18 protein-coding genes are annotated in these 17,156 nt (G+C 48.5%); 10 read left to right on the top strand and 8 right to left on the bottom strand.

Features of this window, described 5'->3' with window-relative positions; translation table 11 throughout:
* Positions 1-27: 27 nt before the first annotated feature.
* The 4 genes from gatB to glnD all read left to right on the top strand — a co-directional run bounded on the left by gatB (position 28) and on the right by glnD (position 5,832).
* Complete coding sequence (gene gatB, locus GJV52_RS10490; RefSeq protein ID WP_100563157.1) at positions 28-1,458, top strand: Asp-tRNA(Asn)/Glu-tRNA(Gln) amidotransferase subunit GatB; 1,431 nt, start codon at positions 28-30, stop codon at positions 1,456-1,458.
* Between the two features lie 79 nt (positions 1,459-1,537).
* Positions 1,538-2,545, top strand: coding sequence for an FAD-binding oxidoreductase (locus tag GJV52_RS10485; RefSeq protein ID WP_100563181.1), 1,008 nt, complete (start codon positions 1,538-1,540; stop codon positions 2,543-2,545).
* Between the two features lie 403 nt (positions 2,546-2,948).
* Complete coding sequence (locus GJV52_RS10475; RefSeq protein ID WP_095502157.1) at positions 2,949-3,236, top strand: helix-turn-helix domain-containing protein; 288 nt, start codon at positions 2,949-2,951, stop codon at positions 3,234-3,236.
* Positions 3,237-3,270: 34 nt separating this feature from the next.
* Entirely contained in the window at positions 3,271-5,832 is a 2,562-nt protein-coding gene (glnD, locus tag GJV52_RS10470; RefSeq protein WP_095502158.1) for a [protein-PII] uridylyltransferase, read from the top strand.
* Positions 5,833-5,886: 54 nt separating this feature from the next.
* On the opposite strand, the gene GJV52_RS10465 is transcribed toward glnD, so the two are convergent.
* On the bottom strand, positions 5,887-6,258 hold the full coding sequence (locus GJV52_RS10465) for an Mth938-like domain-containing protein (protein ID WP_100563159.1): 372 nt from the start codon (positions 6,256-6,258) through the stop codon (positions 5,887-5,889).
* Between the two features lie 283 nt (positions 6,259-6,541).
* On the opposite strand from GJV52_RS10465, the gene GJV52_RS10460 reads away from it, so the two are divergent.
* Together GJV52_RS10460 and GJV52_RS10455 are read left to right on the top strand one after the other, a co-directional pair.
* Positions 6,542-7,849: a homoserine dehydrogenase gene (locus GJV52_RS10460; RefSeq protein ID WP_100563161.1), complete on the top strand. Its 1,308-nt coding sequence runs from the start codon at positions 6,542-6,544 to the stop codon at positions 7,847-7,849.
* The gene (locus GJV52_RS10455; RefSeq protein WP_095502419.1) at positions 7,842-8,270 is read left to right on the top strand and encodes a hypothetical protein; all 429 of its coding nucleotides are present in this window, start codon (positions 7,842-7,844) and stop codon (positions 8,268-8,270) included. Before GJV52_RS10460 ends, GJV52_RS10455 begins: the two co-directional genes overlap by 8 nt.
* Positions 8,271-8,482: 212 nt before the next feature.
* Here GJV52_RS10455 and GJV52_RS10450 read toward each other — a convergent pair whose 3' ends face one another.
* On the bottom strand, positions 8,483-9,661 hold the full coding sequence (locus GJV52_RS10450; protein ID WP_095502418.1) for a sugar transporter: 1,179 nt from the start codon (positions 9,659-9,661) through the stop codon (positions 8,483-8,485).
* A gap of 214 nt (positions 9,662-9,875) precedes the next feature.
* On the opposite strand from GJV52_RS10450, the gene GJV52_RS10445 reads away from it, so the two are divergent.
* The 4 genes from GJV52_RS10445 (at position 9,876) to GJV52_RS10430 (ending at position 13,631) form a co-directional block, all read left to right on the top strand.
* Entirely contained in the window at positions 9,876-10,085 is a 210-nt protein-coding gene (locus tag GJV52_RS10445) for a heavy-metal-associated domain-containing protein (RefSeq protein WP_100563163.1), read from the top strand.
* A gap of 272 nt (positions 10,086-10,357) precedes the next feature.
* Positions 10,358-12,526 carry a heavy metal translocating P-type ATPase gene (locus GJV52_RS10440; protein ID WP_100563165.1) on the top strand — a complete coding sequence of 723 codons (2,169 nt, stop codon included), beginning with the start codon at positions 10,358-10,360 and terminating at the stop codon, positions 12,524-12,526.
* A 187-nt stretch (positions 12,527-12,713) separates the two neighbouring features.
* Positions 12,714-12,959 carry a hypothetical protein gene (locus tag GJV52_RS10435; RefSeq protein ID WP_369832022.1) on the top strand — a complete coding sequence of 82 codons (246 nt, stop codon included), beginning with the start codon at positions 12,714-12,716 and terminating at the stop codon, positions 12,957-12,959.
* Positions 12,960-13,064: 105 nt separating this feature from the next.
* Positions 13,065-13,631, top strand: a complete 567-nt coding sequence (locus GJV52_RS10430) for an SGNH/GDSL hydrolase family protein (protein ID WP_095503598.1) — start codon at positions 13,065-13,067, stop codon at positions 13,629-13,631.
* A gap of 76 nt (positions 13,632-13,707) precedes the next feature.
* Here GJV52_RS10430 and pepP read toward each other — a convergent pair whose 3' ends face one another.
* From pepP to GJV52_RS10400, 6 genes are all read right to left on the bottom strand, one after another.
* A complete protein-coding gene (pepP, locus tag GJV52_RS10425) occupies positions 13,708-15,018 on the bottom strand; it encodes a Xaa-Pro aminopeptidase (RefSeq protein ID WP_100563167.1) in 1,311 nt (436 codons plus the stop codon).
* Between the two features lie 79 nt (positions 15,019-15,097).
* Entirely contained in the window at positions 15,098-15,478 is a 381-nt protein-coding gene (locus tag GJV52_RS10420) for a VanZ family protein (protein WP_100563169.1), read from the bottom strand.
* Positions 15,459-15,683, bottom strand: a complete 225-nt coding sequence (locus GJV52_RS10415; RefSeq protein ID WP_095503595.1) for a dioxygenase — start codon at positions 15,681-15,683, stop codon at positions 15,459-15,461. The genes GJV52_RS10420 and GJV52_RS10415 overlap by 20 nt, the downstream gene beginning before the upstream one ends.
* Before the next feature lie 26 nt (positions 15,684-15,709).
* Positions 15,710-16,288: an aminoacyl-tRNA hydrolase gene (gene pth / locus GJV52_RS10410; RefSeq protein WP_095503594.1), complete on the bottom strand. Its 579-nt coding sequence runs from the start codon at positions 16,286-16,288 to the stop codon at positions 15,710-15,712.
* 69 nt (positions 16,289-16,357) lie between these two features.
* Positions 16,358-16,636 carry an RnfH family protein gene (locus GJV52_RS10405; RefSeq protein ID WP_154212897.1) on the bottom strand — a complete coding sequence of 93 codons (279 nt, stop codon included), beginning with the start codon at positions 16,634-16,636 and terminating at the stop codon, positions 16,358-16,360.
* Positions 16,629-17,060: a type II toxin-antitoxin system RatA family toxin gene (locus GJV52_RS10400; protein WP_095503604.1), complete on the bottom strand. Its 432-nt coding sequence runs from the start codon at positions 17,058-17,060 to the stop codon at positions 16,629-16,631. The genes GJV52_RS10405 and GJV52_RS10400 overlap by 8 nt, the downstream gene beginning before the upstream one ends.
* Between the last annotated feature and the right edge of the window lie 96 nt (positions 17,061-17,156).

Below are 17,156 nucleotides of genomic sequence, written 5' to 3'. Positions count from 1 at the left end.
AAATAACCAAATTATTGAGAGAATCCTATGACTTGGGAAACCGTAATCGGACTGGAAATCCACGTCCAATTAAACACAAAATCGAAAATTTTCAGCGGCGCGTCCACTTCTTTCGGCGCCGAGCCGAATGCCCACGCTAGTGTGGTGGAATGTGCGTTGCCGGGTGTATTGCCGGTGATGAACCGTGAAGCCGTGGCCAAAGCGATTAAGCTGGGCTTGGCCTTGGATGCGAAAATCAATCAGAAAAATGTGTTCGACCGCAAAAACTATTTCTACCCTGATTTGCCGAAAGGTTATCAAATCAGCCAACTGGATTTGCCGATTGTGGAACACGGCAAATTGGAAATCGTGGTCGGCGATGAAGTGAAAACCATCAACGTCACCCGCGCGCACATGGAAGAAGATGCGGGCAAGTCGGTGCACGAGGGCTTGAACGGCGCCACCGGTATCGACTTAAACCGCGCCGGCACACCTTTGTTGGAAGTGGTTTCCGGGCCGGAAATGCGTTCGGCTGCCGAAGCCGTGGCCTATGCCAAAGCCTTGCATAGCTTAGTGACTTGGCTGGATATTTGCGATGGCAATATGGCGGAAGGCTCGTTCCGTGTCGATGCCAACGTATCTGTGCGCCCGAAAGGCCAAGCCGAGTTCGGTACGCGCCGTGAAATTAAAAACCTGAATTCATTCCGCTTTTTGGAAGCTGCTATTAATTACGAAGTGGGAGCGCAAATCGAAATCATCGAAGACGGGGGCAAGGTTCAGCAAGCAACCATGCTGTTTGATCCGGAAAAAGGCGAAACCCGCGTGATGCGTTTGAAAGAAGATGCCCACGACTACCGCTACTTCCCTGATCCTGATTTGTTACCAATCATCATTTCAGACGACCAATTGCAAAAAGCCAAAGAAGACATGCCGGAATTGCCGTCTGAAATGGCCGCGCGTTTTGTGGCGGAATACGGTGTGAGTGAATATGATGCCCGTTTGCTGACTGCTTCGCGCAACCAAGCTGCTTATTTTGAATCAGCGGCAAGCGATAAAGCACAAGGCAAGTTGGTCGCCAACTGGATGAACGGCGAATTAGCCGCTACGTTAAACAAGGCAGGCTTGGAATTGGCCGACAGCCCAATCAGCGCAACGCGCTTGGCCAGCTTAGTGGCGAAAATTTCAGACGGCACTTTAAGCAGCAAATTAGCGAAAAAAGCCTTTGAAGCAATGTGGGCGGAGCCGGAAGCAACAATCGAACAAATCATTGAAAAACACGGTTTGGTGCAAATCACCGATACCGGCGCAATTGAAGCGATGGTGGATGAAGTGTTGGCCAACAATGCTAAAGCGATTGAGCAATTCAAATCCGGCAACGAAAAAGCGTTAAATGCCATCGTCGGCCAAGTGATGAAAGCCAGCAAAGGTAAAGCCAATCCGGCGCAAGTTCAGGATTTGATTAAAGCCAAACTGGCTTGAAGCCACACTCAATCTAACTTTTAGATAAACCCAGGCCGTCTGAAAACACTTTCAGACGGCCTTAATGATGAAATATACCATGAGCCACACTATTACCCTTGGTGAAGAAACCCGTTTCCATGTTTCTTCCCATGAAACCGTCTTAAGCGCCGCCACGCGCCAAAATCTCAATCTACCGCACTCCTGCAAAAACAGCATTTGCGGCCAATGCAAAGCCGATTTGATCAGCGGCGAAATGACCATGAGTGAGCATTCAGCAAAAGCCTTATCGGCTCAAGAAAAAGCACAGGGAAAAATTTTGCTTTGTTGCACCACGCCTCAAAGCGATCTCAGCATTCATATCGATGGCTACGACCCCCACGCGCAAAAGGTCAAAACCTTACCCGCCCGCATTGAACACATCCGCATTCAGCATAATGTCGCTATCTTGCGCTTGGGTCTGCCCAAAACGTCTGCTTTTTCGTTTTCGGCCGGACAATACATTGATTTGCTGCTTCCCGGCAATATTGTCCGCAGCTACTCCATTGCCAATTCACCCGACCAAAACGGTTTTATCGAGCTACATATCCGCCGCCGTAACGATGGCGTGTGCAGCAATATGATTTTCAAGCAACCACCTGTCTTAAAGGAAAAAGGCATCGTGCGCATCAAAGGTCCGCTGGGCACATTTGGCCTACAAAAAGAAAGCAACAAACCGATTATTTTCTTAGCCACCGGCACCGGCTTTGCGCCGGTACGCAGCATGTTGGCCGAACTTATCCGCCAGCAAAGCAATCGCGCCGTGCATTTATATTGGGGTGCGCGAGAAATACAAGATTTGTATGCCTTAAGCGAAGCACAAGACTATTTAGGCCGTCTGAACCATTCGCGTTTTACGCCAGTATTGAGTGCGCCAACACCTGATTGGCAAGGTGATTGCGGCCATGTGCAAGATATTACTGCACGCGATTATCCAGGTTTAAGCGCATACGAAGTCTATGCCTGCGGCGCACCGGCCATGATTGAGCATGCCTTTTCTTTATTCACTACCGAATGCAGCTTACCTAAAGATGCATTTTATTCGGATGCTTTCACGCAGGCCGCCTGAAATACAGCACCTTATCGAAAATCATAGAAAGTATTTTCACTCAATGAATAAATAACTTTACAAATAAAATGCCAATATTTTGAATTTAATTCCTACTAAATTTCTTTAATATTTCATTTTATTTGCATTTAAATGGGAAAATTCTTTTTCAAACCGCTTTTATGAGAAAAGAAAGGCGAACTTGATTTGAATCAAAACCGAAAAATAATTTTCATCTATAATTCACTCATTGAATTCAGGCAGAGGCCGAAACGCCGAAGCCACTTGCTTTCATTACCTTTTATCTCTTTCCTCTTGATGTGTGTGTGTTTGGGTGTGGCCATGTTTGCCACCCCTTTTTTTTTGGCTTTTATTCTGTGAAAATGTGAAGTAAAATCCGTGATAACAAATACAAAGGACAACCATGAGCAACAAACTCACACCACCCACCGAATTGCCCGATGAAAACGACTTACGCGCCGTACTTGCTTATAACATGCGGCTGTTTCGCGTCAATAAAGGCTGGTCGCAAGAAGAGCTTGCCCGCCAATGCGGCCTTGATCGGACTTACGTTTCGGCAGTAGAGCGCAAACGTTGGAATATTGCCCTTTCTAATATTGAAAAAATGGCTGCAGCTTTGGGCGTATCCGCCTATCAACTGCTGTTGCCACCGCAACAATTATTGAATTTGATGTCTCATGCCCCTCAATAGGCCGTCTGAAACGATTTTGCCCAAAGGAAAAACCATGCTTGCCGATATCCAAACCATGCGCGAATGTTTTTTGACGGAGAAACAACAGGCCATCGACGCTTTTTTGCGCAAAAACCAGCCCATGACTTTTTTTGCCCAATATGGCGCTGCCGTTGATAAACTCTTACAACAGCTTTGGCAACATTTCATGGCCGACAGCGGCATGAGTCTGCTGGCAACCGGCGGCTATGGCCGCAATGAGCTTTATCCCTATTCCGATATTGATTTGGCGATTGTATCGCCGGAAGACATTTCAGACAGCCATAAAGAACAAATTACCCAATTTGTGCAGACATTGTGGGACATGAAGCTTATGCCCTCGGTTAAAAGCGGCAGCATGGGTCAATTGTGCGAAAGCATTGAAGATGAAATCACCGGCGACACCGCTTTTTTGGAAGCGCGTTTTTTATGTGGTGACCAAGATTTGGCACAGCGTACCATCACCTGCATGAACAAGCAGCGTGATGTATCCACTTTTATTGAAGCCAAGCTGCTGGAAATGAAGCAGCGCCACACCAAATCACAAGGTTCGGGCGCAGTATTGGAACCCAATATCAAAACCTGCGCCGGCGGCTTGCGTGATATTCATACCATGCTTTGGCTTGCCAAGGCTCAAGGGCTTAACACGCGCCCTTCTTCTCTGATTCGCGAAGGCATTCTGACCCGCTTGGAAGCCTGTATGTTAACGCAGGGCTACAAGCAACTTTCTACCATCCGCATCCATTTGCACTTATGCGCCAAACGCGCAGAAGACCGCCTGATTTTCGACTTGCAAGCACAAGTGGCTGAAAACATGGGCTGGGTCAACGAGAGCTACCGCCAAAAAACCGAACAATTAATGCACAATTTCTACCGCGCGGTAAAAAGCATTAACCAGCTCAACGGCATTTTGATTCCTATGCTGCAAGGCCGTGTTTATTCCGACCCCATGCGGGTGACGTTGCGCATCGATGATGATTATGTGCAAGTGAACAACCAAATTGCCGCCCGCGACAAGTCTATTTTTGCCAAACAGCCGACCAACATTTTCAAAATTATCCAAATCTGGCAAAACCACAACGACATCAATGCCATCGAACCGCAAACCTTGCGGGCATGGTGGGCGGCAACGCGCAAAATGAACCGCCAGTTTTACCAAAATCCGACCAACCGCCATTATTTTGTCGGCTTTTTCCGCAATGGCAACGGCCTGACCCATGTTTTGCGTTTCTTAAATCTATACGGCGTGCTCGGCCATTATCTGCCAGCATGGGAAAAAATCGTCGGCTTAATGCAGCATGACTTATTCCACGTTTATCCGGTGGACGATCATATCTTAGCCGTGGTGCACAATATGCGACGTTTGGCTTTAGATAACCACAGTCACGAGCATCCTTTTGCCTCTGCACTGATGCAATCTTACGACAGAAAAGACATTCTCTATTTGGCCGCTTTCTTCCATGATATTGCCAAAGGGCGCGGCGGCGACCACTCAATTCAAGGCATTGAAGATGCCAAACAATTTTCAGACGACCATTTTCTTACCCAAGAAGAAGGTGAATTACTCGCATGGTTGGTCGAGCATCATTTATTGATGTCCACCGTTGCACAAAAAGAAGACATTCAAGATCCTGAAATCATCCGAACGTTTTGCGAGCAAGTACAAACTTATGAACGCTTGTGCGCGCTGTATCTACTCACCGTCGCCGATATCCGCGGTACCAACCCCAAGCTCTGGAACACATGGCGCAGCAGCTTATTAGAAAGCCTGTTCCACGCCAGCAGCCGCTATTTGGCCGGTGACAGCTATTCGACTACCATGCTGCTGAGCCGTCGCCAACAAAAAGCCACCGCATTGCTTACCCGCACCGGCGCACCGGAAAAGCAACAGCAAAAACTGTGGAAAGTATTGGGTTCGACTTATTTTATCCGCCACCAAACACGCGAAGTATTGTGGCACACCGCCAATTTGGTACACGATTTTGAAACACCGCTAATCCGCAGCCGCATTTTGCCGAAAAGCGATTCATTCCAAGTGATGATTTTCATGCCCAACGGCCCACGGCTTTTCCCACGCTTATGCCGCATTTTCAGCCGTCACGGCTTTGACATTTTGGCCGCACGCGTGTTCATCACCGAACACAATTACATTCTCGACACCTTTATTGTGCAAATTCCGTCGCAACACGACCCAGATTATTACCCGAATATCCAAAGCGCATTAGAAGCGGAATTAAACAGCTTTATCCACGGCTATACGGTTTTGGAAAACCAAAACTACGATTACCGCTTAAGCCGCCGCAGCCTGTATATGGCTATTCCGCCACGCGTCACCATCACACAGGAAGAAGATTATCCGGGCTGGTTTACCGTGGAAGTGGTGGCCGTCAACCGCGCTTACTTGTTGGCCGATATGGCCGATGTGTTCTTCAACCACAACGTCAGCCTGCGCTACGCCAAAATCACCACCTTGGATGAGCGCATTGAAGACAGCTTCACCGTGTATTGTGAAGACTTGGATAACCCGAAAAAACAATTTGCACTCAAGCAAGCCTTATTAGAACAATTAACGATTTAAAACCAAATAAAAGGCCGTCTGAAAATAATTTTTCAGACGGCCTTTGACGTATCTTCACGGCCACAACCACGCCCACACGCTGCGGCCTTCGCCTTGCAACAACACCAGCGTGCGGCAAGCCGAGGCGGTATTCATACACTCTAATCCGACACCACGCGATGCTGCTTCAGCGATAATTTTCGGATGGATAAATTCTTGTTTTGCGCCGGTGCCGACAATAGTCACTTCCGGTAAGTTTTCTTCTGAGGCCGTCTGAAAGAAATCGCTGAGGTGTAATTCAGACGGCCTTTTGTCTGCCATTAAGGTAATGGTATCTGATTTTAAAACAATTGGTTGTGTCCACATCTTTCCGCCTGCTTCAATCACACCGTGTCGGTATGCGGTGATGGCAGTGGGTGCTTTTGCGGTGTTTTCTTCAATCAGCATGATGTTGTTGTCCTTCGATTTTTAGCCATTTTTGATGGTCTTTTAACCTGAATTTCATCTAATCGGTTTAAATTGCCTTTCAGACGGCATGATTCATTCTACAAAATCAGCCATGACATTATTTTATTCTACTGCGGAACTTCTTTAAAAAAGGTGCAAAAACAGGCAATTTCGGGTAGGATTAGCAAATTTGACGTCCGCACCGCGCCTGCTTGATTTCAAGGCTGCATTCTGTGTGCGACAGTTTACGCTATTGAAAATTTCGGCTCAACAAGGAGACACAATGAAGCCAGTGAATATCGGTCTTTTAGGTTTAGGTACGGTAGGCGGCGGCACCGCAACCGTTTTGCAGGAAAACGCCGCGGAAATCAGCCGCCGTTTGGGTCGCAACGTGAACATTTCAGCCGTGTGCGACAGAAGCGCCGAAAAAGCAGCCGAAATTGCGCCGAATGCGGCTTTTGTGCAAGATCCTTTTGAGTTGGTACGACGTGATGACGTGGATGTGGTCGTTGAATTGTTCGGCGGCACCGGCATTGCTAAAGATGCCGTTTTGAAAGCGCTTGAAAACGGCAAACATGTTGTTACCGCCAATAAGAAACTGCTGGCCGAATACGGCAACGAAATTTTCCCGTTGGCCGAATCAAAAAACGTGATGGTGCAATTTGAAGCAGCCGTAGCCGGCGGCATTCCGATTATCAAAGCCCTGCGCGAAGGCTTAGCCGCCAACAACATCAAATCCATCGCCGGTATCATCAACGGCACCAGCAACTTCATCTTGAGCGAAATGCGCGAAAAAGGCAGCGCGTTTACCGATGTATTGAAAGAAGCGCAAGCCTTGGGTTACGCCGAAGCCGACCCGACTTTCGACATCGAAGGCCACGATGCCGGCCACAAAATCACCATCATGAGCGCATTGGCGTTCGGCACACCGGTTGATTTCAGCGGCTGCTATTTGGAAGGTATCAGCAAACTCGATAGCCGCGACATCAAATACGCGGAAGAATTGGGATACCGCATCAAATTATTGGGCATCACCCGCAAAACCGACAAAGGCATCGAATTGCGCGTGCACCCAACCCTGATTCCGGAAAGCCGTCTATTGGCCAACGTGAATGGCGTGATGAATGCCGTGCGCGTGAATGCCGATATGGTGGGCGAAACCTTATATTACGGCGCAGGTGCCGGCGCATTGCCGACTGCCAGCGCTGTGGTTGCCGACATTATCGACATCTGCCGTATGATTGGTGCCGATGCGGCGAATCGCGTACCGCATTTGGCCTTCCAACCTGAAGGCGTAAAAGCACAAACCATTCTGCCGATGGACGAAATCACCAGCAGCTACTATCTGCGCGTGCAAGCCAAAGACGAACCGGGCACATTGGGTAAAATTGCCAACCTATTGGCCGAACAAGGCGTGTCTATCGAAGCTTTGATTCAAAAAGGCGTGATTAACAAAACCACTGCTGAAATCGTGATTCTGACCCACAGCACAGTTGAGAAAAACATCAAATTAGCCATTGCCGCCATCGAGCAATTGGATTGCGTGGAAACACCGATTACCATGATCCGTATGGAAAGTCTGTATGGCTGAGCAACCGTTAACCCCTGAAGAACAAGCGGCGAAAACCAAAAAAGCCAAGGCCAAAATCCGCACCATCCGCATTTGGGCGTGGATTATCATGGCCTTGCTGGTGAGCTTTTTCTTTTTGTCGCAATGTGCCTTGTCGAAGCCAAAAGCCAAACAAGCCATTATCGAATCGTGTGTGAAAAACATTCCGTTTGCCGACAAATGGCAGACTGATTTGAAAGCACGCGGCTTGGAAGGCAAAGGAGAGCAAGTCATCGGTGATTACTGCGTGTGCATGTGGGACGAGCCTTTGGAAAAATTGACTGAAAAGCAAATTCAATTGTTCAGCAAAATCAGCGCACAAGAGCAGCTTGAGTTGCTCGGTGGTGCCGCTGCTTTTGAAGCCCGCGATCAGCAATGTATTGCCGGTTTGAAAGCTGAATAAACAAGCAGAGACCTTTGCAAAACCCCAGATTTGAGTGCAGTTCGAAGTTAGAGCAGCGCAGAAAGCGCAGACATATCACAAAGATAGACAAGCTTTCGAGCAGCGCATAACGAAGAAATGTGCCAAAGATGGGGATTTTACAAAGGTCTCGAGCAGATATAAACAAAGGCCGTCTGAAATATTACGTTTCAGACGGCCTTTTTATGTGTTTTTTAAACCGATTTATTCATAAAATCATCGCTTTTAATCAACACATAAGCCAGCACCACTGCCAACAATGCCGTGCCCGCACCGACAAAACCAATGCTGCCCAAGCCTAGACCAACAGTCACATAATGCCCCAACAGCGCACCGCCGCCGATACCCACGTTATACAGACCCGAATAAATCGAGGTGGCAACATCGGTGGCATCCGAAGCAAAGTTCAACACTTTGGCAATCATCGACAGGCTGACCACGCTGATGGCAATGCCCCACACAAAACACAGCGCATAAACCGCCCATGCCGAACCAACCAACGGCCACAGCAAGGCCGTCATCAATACCACCAAGGCCGCTGCGCCGATAAAGAATTGGCGCGGAAACTTGGCAAACCATTTGCCGAACACAAACGAAGCCACAAAGCCGGCCGCACCATACAAGCCCAGCACAATCGTTACCTGCTCCGGCTTAAAGCCGCCGATTTGCAGCACAAACGGCTCGATGTAGCTATACGCGGTAAAATGCGCGGTAATAATCAGAATGGTAAAGCCATACAGCAACATCAGATTTTTGCGTTTCACCAGCAACGGCAAGCTGCTCAATGAACCGGAATTCACACTCGGCAGCAAGGGCAAATTTTTCGCCAGCACAATCATCACTACTGCCGCGCAAATGCCTATCAGCAAGAAGCTGATTTGCCAAGAATAAAACTGCCCAATTACGCGCCCCAGCGGAATACCCATCACCATCGCCATCACCGTGCCGGTACTCAACAAACCCAGTGCTTGCGTGCTTTTACCTTGTGGCGCAACCCGCACGGCCAAAGATGCCGTAATCGACCAAAACACCGCGTGTGTTAAAGCAATACAAATCCGGCTGGCCAACAACACGCCGAAATTCCAAGCGAAAAACGACAACACATGTCCGCCCACAAACACGGCAAATAAAATCAACAAAAGCTCGCGGCGCTCGAAATTTTTCGTCGCCAACATCAGCGGCAGCGACAACAACGCCACAATCCACGCATACACCGTCAGCATAATGCCGACTTCGGTTGAAGCCATGCCAAAGGTTTGGCCGATGTCGCTCAACAGCGCAATCGGAATAAATTCAGTGGTGTTGAAAATAAACGCCCCCACCGCCAAGGCTAATACACTCAGCCATTGTTTTTTCTCTTTTGCCGCCGACATAATCTTACTCTTCCCGATTAAAACAGGGGCGTTATTCTACTCCGTTCGCGCAATAATTAAAACGATAACAATAGACTACATTTCATTTGATTTCAAATGTTTCAGACGGCCTTTAAGAATAAAGAGGCCGTCTGAAAAAATACTTGACCCTAACCTAGCGTTAAGGTTTATATTATATTTAAGTTATCCAACCCACGAACGAAAGGAAGAAATCATGGAAACCATTACCTTAAATGTAGAAGGCATGACCTGCGGCGGCTGCGTGAAGAGCGTCACCCGTATTTTGGAAAACACCGATGGCGTTACCAAAGCCGAAGTAAGCTTGGAAAACAAAAATGCCGTAATTGAATTCGATGCTGCCAAAACCAATGCTGATGCGTTAATCGAAGCGATTGAAGACGGCGGCTTTGATGCTTCACGTTGATCACAATATCAAGGCCGAAACCTTTGCAAAATCCCCATCTTTGGCACATTTCTTCGTTATGCGCTGCTCGAAAGCTTGCCTATCTTTGTGATATGTCTTCGCTTTCTGCGCTACTCTAACTTCGAACTGCACTCAAATCTGGGGGTTTGCAAAGGTCTCGGTGCCGTCTGAAAGCAAAATTTTCAGACGGCCTTGATTTTTAAGAATACTTGACTTTAACCATCCATTAAGGTTTAAGCTTTTTTTATCTCATCATTGACTGGACAACGAAAATGAAACAAAAAGTCCGCTTCCAAATCGAAGGTATGACCTGTCAAGCTTGCGCCTCACGCATTGAAAAAGTATTAAACAAAAAAGACTTTATCGAAAGTGCGGGTGTGAATTTTGCCAGCGAAGAAGCGCAAGTCGTGTTTGACGACAGCCGCAGCTCAATAGCCGACATCACCCGAATTATCGAAAAAACCGGTTTCGGCGCGCAAGAAAAAACCGATACGCTGCCTAAAGCCGACAGCGATGAACCGGTGCATATCGGCTGGCGTTTGTGGCTGCTGCTGGCGATTAATGTGCCGTTTCTCATCGGCATGGCAGGCATGATGATTGGCCGCCACGATTGGATGATGCCCGCCCTATGGCAATTTGCTTTGGCCAGCATTGTGCAGCTTTGGTTGGCGATTCCGTTTTACAAAAGCGCGTGGGCTTCAATCAAAGGCGGCTTGGCCAATATGGATGTGCTGGTCACCATCGGCACGGCGTCGATTTATCTTTATTCGGTGTATATGATGTTCCACCACCGCGGCATGGGGCACGACGGCATGGCGCATGTGTATTTTGAAGCAAGCGTAATGGTGATTGGCTTTGTGTCGCTGGGCAAATTTTTGGAACACCGCACCAAAAAATCCAGCCTGAACAGCTTATCGCTGATGCTGAAACTCACACCGAGCAAAGTCAATGTGCAGCGCGACGGCGCATGGCAGTCGCTGCCGTTAGACCAAGTGCAAACCGGCGATATGCTGCGTGCCAATCACGGTGAACGCATTGCCGCTGACGGCGTGGTCGAAAGCGGCAGCGGCTGGACAGACGAAAGCCACTTAACCGGCGAATCCAATCCTGAAATGAAACAGCAAGGCAGCAAAGTTTTAGCTGGTGCGCTGGTGACTGAAGGCAGCTTGATTTACCGCACCACCCAATTGGGCAGCCACACTTTGCTGGGCGACATGATGAACGCGCTTTCCGAAGCGCAAGGCAGCAAAGCGCCGATTTCACGCATGGCCGATAAAGCGGCGGCGGTGTTTGTGCCGGTGGTGGTCGGCATTTCGCTGCTCACGTTCGCGCTCACTTGGGGCATCAAAGGCGATTGGCAAGCCGGCTTGATGCATGCCGTGGCGGTGCTGGTGATTGCCTGCCCGTGCGCGCTGGGCTTAGCCACACCGGCGGCGATTATGGTCGGCATGGGCAAAGCGGTGAAACACGGCATTTGGTTTAAAGACGCGGCTTCGATGGAAGAATCGGCGCATGTCAACGCCGTGGTGCTCGATAAAACTGGCACGCTTACCGAAGGCCGTCCGCAAGTGGCTGCGGTTTATCTGGTGCCGGATAGCGGTTTTGGCAAAGACGATTTGTTCCGTATTGCCGCAGCCGTCGAGCAAAACGCCACTCATCCGCTTGCCAACGCGATTGTTTCGGCTGCCTTAGCGCGCAATTTGGATTTACCGCCAAGCAGTCAGACGCAAACGGCAGTCGGCGCGGGCATTTCCGCCGAAATCAGCGGTTTGGGTTTGGTGAAAGTCGGCAAAACCGATTACGCCAATTTGACCTTGCCGACCGATTTAGAGGGCGTATGGCCAATTGCCAGCTTGGTGGCCGTATCGGTTGACGACCGTCCCATCGGTGCATTCGCCTTAGCTGATGCACTTAAAAGCGACACCGCCGAAGCAATACGCCGTCTGAAAGCGCATGATATCGATGTGTATGTAATGAGTGGCGACAATCAAAATACCGTCGAATACATCGCCGCGCAACTGGACATTGAACACGCGTTTGGCAACATGAGCCCGCGCGATAAAGCAGCGGCGGTGCAAAAACTCAAAGACGACGGCAAAGTTGTCGCCATGGTTGGCGACGGCATCAACGATGCCCCTGCTCTGGCTGCGGCCAATGTCAGCTTCGCCATGAAAGGGGGCGCCGATGTGGCCGAACACACCGCTTCGGCAACATTGATGCAGCATTCGGTCAACCAACTCGTCGATGCCCTGCTTGTGTCACGCGCTACGTTGAGGAACATCAAGCAAAACCTGTTTTTTGCCTTTTTCTACAATATCCTCGGCATCCCGCTGGCTGCTTTGGGTTTTCTCAGCCCGGTGATTGCCGGCGCGGCAATGGCGCTGAGTTCGGTATCGGTATTAACCAATGCGTTGCGCTTGAAACGTGTGAAAATTGAATGATGCCATTATTCGAAAGGATAAAGGCCGAGACCTTTGCAAAACTTCAGAAACGAAGAAATGCGCCCAAGATGGAGAGCTTGAAAAGCTCTCAGGCCGTCTGAACGCGATATGCATTCAGACGGCCTTTTTTCGTTTATAATCGCCTTTATTTTTTGATGAAAGCCCAACCATGGAAATGATGGCTGCAATGAATATCTTTTTGATTGCGTTGTTGATTTTTACCGTATTACTGGTATGGTCGCGCAATTGGAAACGCAAACAGGCTTATTTAGAACACATCAAAAGCAAGCCGGATACATTTGAATGGATCAGCCAAAACCTCACCGGCGTAGAAATCAAAGATTTAAAAGCCGTGGCCGACCGCTTCGGCCTGCCGATGCTACAAGCTAAACAATTGATTGATTTTTACCGACAAAATTATCAAGCCAAATAAGCTTTACAGAATCCAACCTAATGATTTGACCCATGTTAAGGCCGTCTGAAATAATTAATATTATAATATTAATTATTTCAGACGGCCTTAACAGTAGGGGGAAACATGACGGTTTATCTTATCGGCGACTCAATCCGACTGGGCTATGAAGCTACAGTACAAGCTGCCCTATCCGATGTACCCATACTCTCACCGATCAACAATTGCCGCTCATCACATGATGTGTTGCAACACATCGAACAATGGACACAAGGTGCGCAGGCCGGAGACATTATTCACCTAAACTGCGGTCTGCACGACATCCGCTACAATGCAGGCAGCAGCCAACCCTTAACCGACATTCAAGCCTACCAAGCCAATCTGAGACAAATTTTTAACCGCTTGCAGCAAACCGGCGCACACCTTATCTGGGCAAGCAGCACGCCTTTTTTACAAAGCGTACACAATGTGACCAAATCATCGCGCCGCTATTTGAAAGATATTCAAACCTATAACCAAATAGCCCAAGACTTGGCACATGAATTCGGTTTTGCCATTAATGATTTATATGCGTTGATGTTTATGCAAGACTTAACCGCGCTGACCATCTGCGACGGGCTGCATTTCAATGAGTTCGGTAATGAAATATTGGGTGAGGCCGTGGCTGAATCGATTCGGAAAGTTAGTTTTTGAATAAATTAATCAAAATGAGGCCGTCTGAAACTTAATGCTTCAGACGGCCTTTTGGCGTTATTCAATTTCAAGCGACCTAGCCACGCATCACTTCTTCAATATCCGCTACGCTTTTCGGCGCTAAGGCGGTGTAATTTTCACAACCGTTTTCGGTTACCAATACATTGTCTTCAATGCGGATACCAGTATTGTGGAAGACTTCAGGAATATCATCGGCCGTGGCAATATACAAGCCCGGCTCGATGGTGCTGCACATGCCTGGTTGCAGCAATAAAGGCTTGCCGTTGTGCCAGCGTTTACCGACATCATGTACATCCAAGCCGACCCAATGACCCAAGCCGTGCATGTAGAAACGTTGATAGGCTTGTGATTCGATGTTGCCGTCAACTGTGCCGCGCAATAATTTTTGATCAATCAAGCCTTGCACCAAGATTTTCAGCGCGATTAAGTGAACCTCACCCCAATCGGCATTCGGTTTCACGGCGGCGATGGCGGCTTCATTGGCCGCCAACACGATTTCGTAAATGTCTTTTTGTGCCGCGGTAAATTTACCGTTTACCGGAAAAGTACGTGTGATGTCGCCGGCGTAAAAATTATATTCGGCACCGGCATCAATCAGCAGCAAATCGCCGTCTTGCAGCATATCTTTGTTGTCAACATAGTGCAGACAGCACGCATTTTTACCGCCTGCCACAATGCTGTTGTAAGACGGAAAACGCGCGCCGTGACGCATGAATTCGTGCAAAATTTCGGCTTCAATCTGCAGCTCATTCATGCCCGGTCGTGTTTTCTGCATGGCTCGGATATGCGCCAACGCGCTAATTTCACCGGCTTTTTTCAAGAGCGCAATTTCGTGATCGTCTTTAATCAAGCGCATACCGTCCAACAACGCCGCCAAATCAGCCAAATTTTCCGGCGCATAAGTGTTGGTTTGAATACGGCGGCCGGCACTTTGCTGCACGCTGTGCCATTTGGCCATCACTTCTTTATCGTGTTCGGGATATAAGCCCCACAAGGCATACAGGCTTTTTTTATTCAGCAGCACTTGCGTTAATTTTGCCGGCCATTCGATATTTGCATAGGCTTCATCAAAACCGAACACTTCCAACGCCGCTTCTGGCCCATAGCGAAAGCCGTTCCAAATCTCGCTTAAGGCATCTTTTTCGCGACAGAACAAAATGCTTTTTTGCGTCGCACCATCCAGCAGCAACACCGCTTGCGGCTCGTCAAAGCCGGTCAGGTAATGAAAATAGCTGTCTTGGCGGAATGGAAATTCGGTGTCGTTGTTACGGTGCTGTTCTGGCGCGGCAAACAAAACCGCCACGCCTTCGCTGCCGATTTGTTGCAGCACGCGTTGGCGGCGTTGGATAAACGGGGTATTGTTCATTATGTTTCCTTAAAGCCGTCTGAAACTTTTCCAAGCTTTCAGACGGCCTCTATTATTAATCACTGTTTATAGTTAAAGATTAATCAGGTAATTTCAACCCTTTGGCTTGCTCGATTTTTCGGGCAAACCACAAAGCTGCCGCCGCACCGCAGACATCGGCCACCGCATCCCCAAACGAACCTTCGCGTGTTTGGGTAAACATTGCCTGCGCGCACTCGCTGGCAATGGCAAACACCACGGCGGCAATCATCAGGCCGCGATACGGAATCGGGTGCTTATCGGCCATATATGCTTTGGTGAGCAGCCAAAAGTGTGCGAAAAACAAAGCAAAATGCGCCACTTTATCGAAATTTGGAAACGGCGGCGCGCCGCCTGTTGATTCTCGCAACAGCAGTGAATAAATGGCAGCCGCAAACCACAGCGCGGCCAATGCGGTAAATTTATTGCGCGGTAAGGTCATGTTCACCCTCTTCGTCCAGCCATGTTTGGCAGATTTTGGCCAATCGTACGAATTTGCCACCGCGCCCGTTTAGCAAGTCGCGCCATTGTTCTACTTCTTCACGGCTTGGGGCATCATCTAAGCTGCATTCGTATAACAAAAAATCAAGGGTTTCTTCGACTGTACCGAGGCTTTCGGTTTCAATCAAATCAATCAATTCACTCATGGTTTAGGCCGTCTGAAAATATAAAGTTATCGACTGTGTAAAAAACGCTGCGCCTCTTCAAATTCACCCGCCGTCAATAGCGGTATGCCTTTGATGGATTTATTGACCGAATCTTCAATCAATTGGCGGTGTTCCGTGCTCGGTTTGTTCAACACATAAGCCGACACCAGAGCCTTATCGCCCGGATGATCAATGCCCAGACGCAGGCGGTAGAAATTCGGCGTACCCAATCGGGCTTGAATGTCTTTCAAGCCGTTGTGGCCGCCATTACCACCGCCGAGCTTGAATTTAATGCGGCCGCATTCGATGTCGAGTTCATCGTGCACCACCAGAATTTCTTCGGGTTCAATCTTGTAAAACTGTGCCAAGGCCGCCACCGCCTGACCGGAACGGTTCATAAACGTCATCGGTTTAATCAGCCAAATATCCCCTTCAGGGCGGCTGACACGCGCCACTTCGCCGAAGAATTTTTTCTCATCTTTAAACGTCGCTTTCCATTGCCACGCCAATTCATCGAGCAGCCAAAAGCCGACATTGTGGCGGGTTGCTTCGTATTCTTTGCCGGGGTTGCCTAGGCCGACGATCATTTTAATTGGGTTAGACATGATTTTCTCTTTGGTGTGTGGTTCTTACAGAAGGCCGTCTGAAATAAAAGGGTTCAGACGGCCTCAAATTCAATCTTCCTGATTTTGCACGCGCTGTCTGCGTGCCTCTTTCGGGTCGATCAGCAAAGGGCGATACACTTCAATGCGGTCTTTATCGCGTAATACGGTATCGTCTTTGGCTATTTTGCCGAAAATGCCAAGCTTGGCCGAATATAAATCCAAATCGGGAAATTCGTTTTCCAAACCGCTTTGCAAAGCTGCTTGGCGGATGGTCGTCCCTTCTGCCACTTGCATGGTTTTCAACACTTGCTTATCCGGCAATCCGTACACGATTTCAATATTAAGCATAGCGGCGGTCAGCCTCTTTAACAAATGCGTCCACCAAAGTGCCGGACAAATGATTAAACACCGGCGAAATCATCGCCGACAAAATCGAACTGCTGAATTCGTATTCCAATTTAAATTCGATTTGGCACATATCGTCACCCAAATCAACAAATCGCCAAGTGCCGCGCAGGGTTTTAAACGGCCCTTCGAGCAAATCCATTTTGATTTCTTGACCGGGAATATTGTGGTTATGCGTGGCAAACGATTGGCGCACGCCCATGTAGTCCATAAACAGGCGCGCTTTCAATTCGGTATCGGTGCGCTCGATGATTTCGGTTTTGCTGTACCACGGCAGGAATGTCGGATAATCCTCCACGCGGTCAACCAACTCAAACATCTGCTTGGCGCTGTGTAACACCAACACGCTTTTTTCTACTGTTTTCATGGCGGAATCAAACTTAAGCAAAAGTGTCATTATAAACGAATTTTCCGGCCTTTTCAGACGGCCTGAAGCAATAATCTTCAATATTGATGCTCTTTT

Origin of the sequence: Neisseria brasiliensis, assembly GCF_009671065.1 — a bacterium.
Taxonomy (GTDB): Bacteria; Pseudomonadota; Gammaproteobacteria; order Burkholderiales; family Neisseriaceae; genus Neisseria; species Neisseria brasiliensis.
Note: the sequence above shows the minus strand (reverse complement) of the source record. Positions and strands in the feature narration are given on the sequence as shown.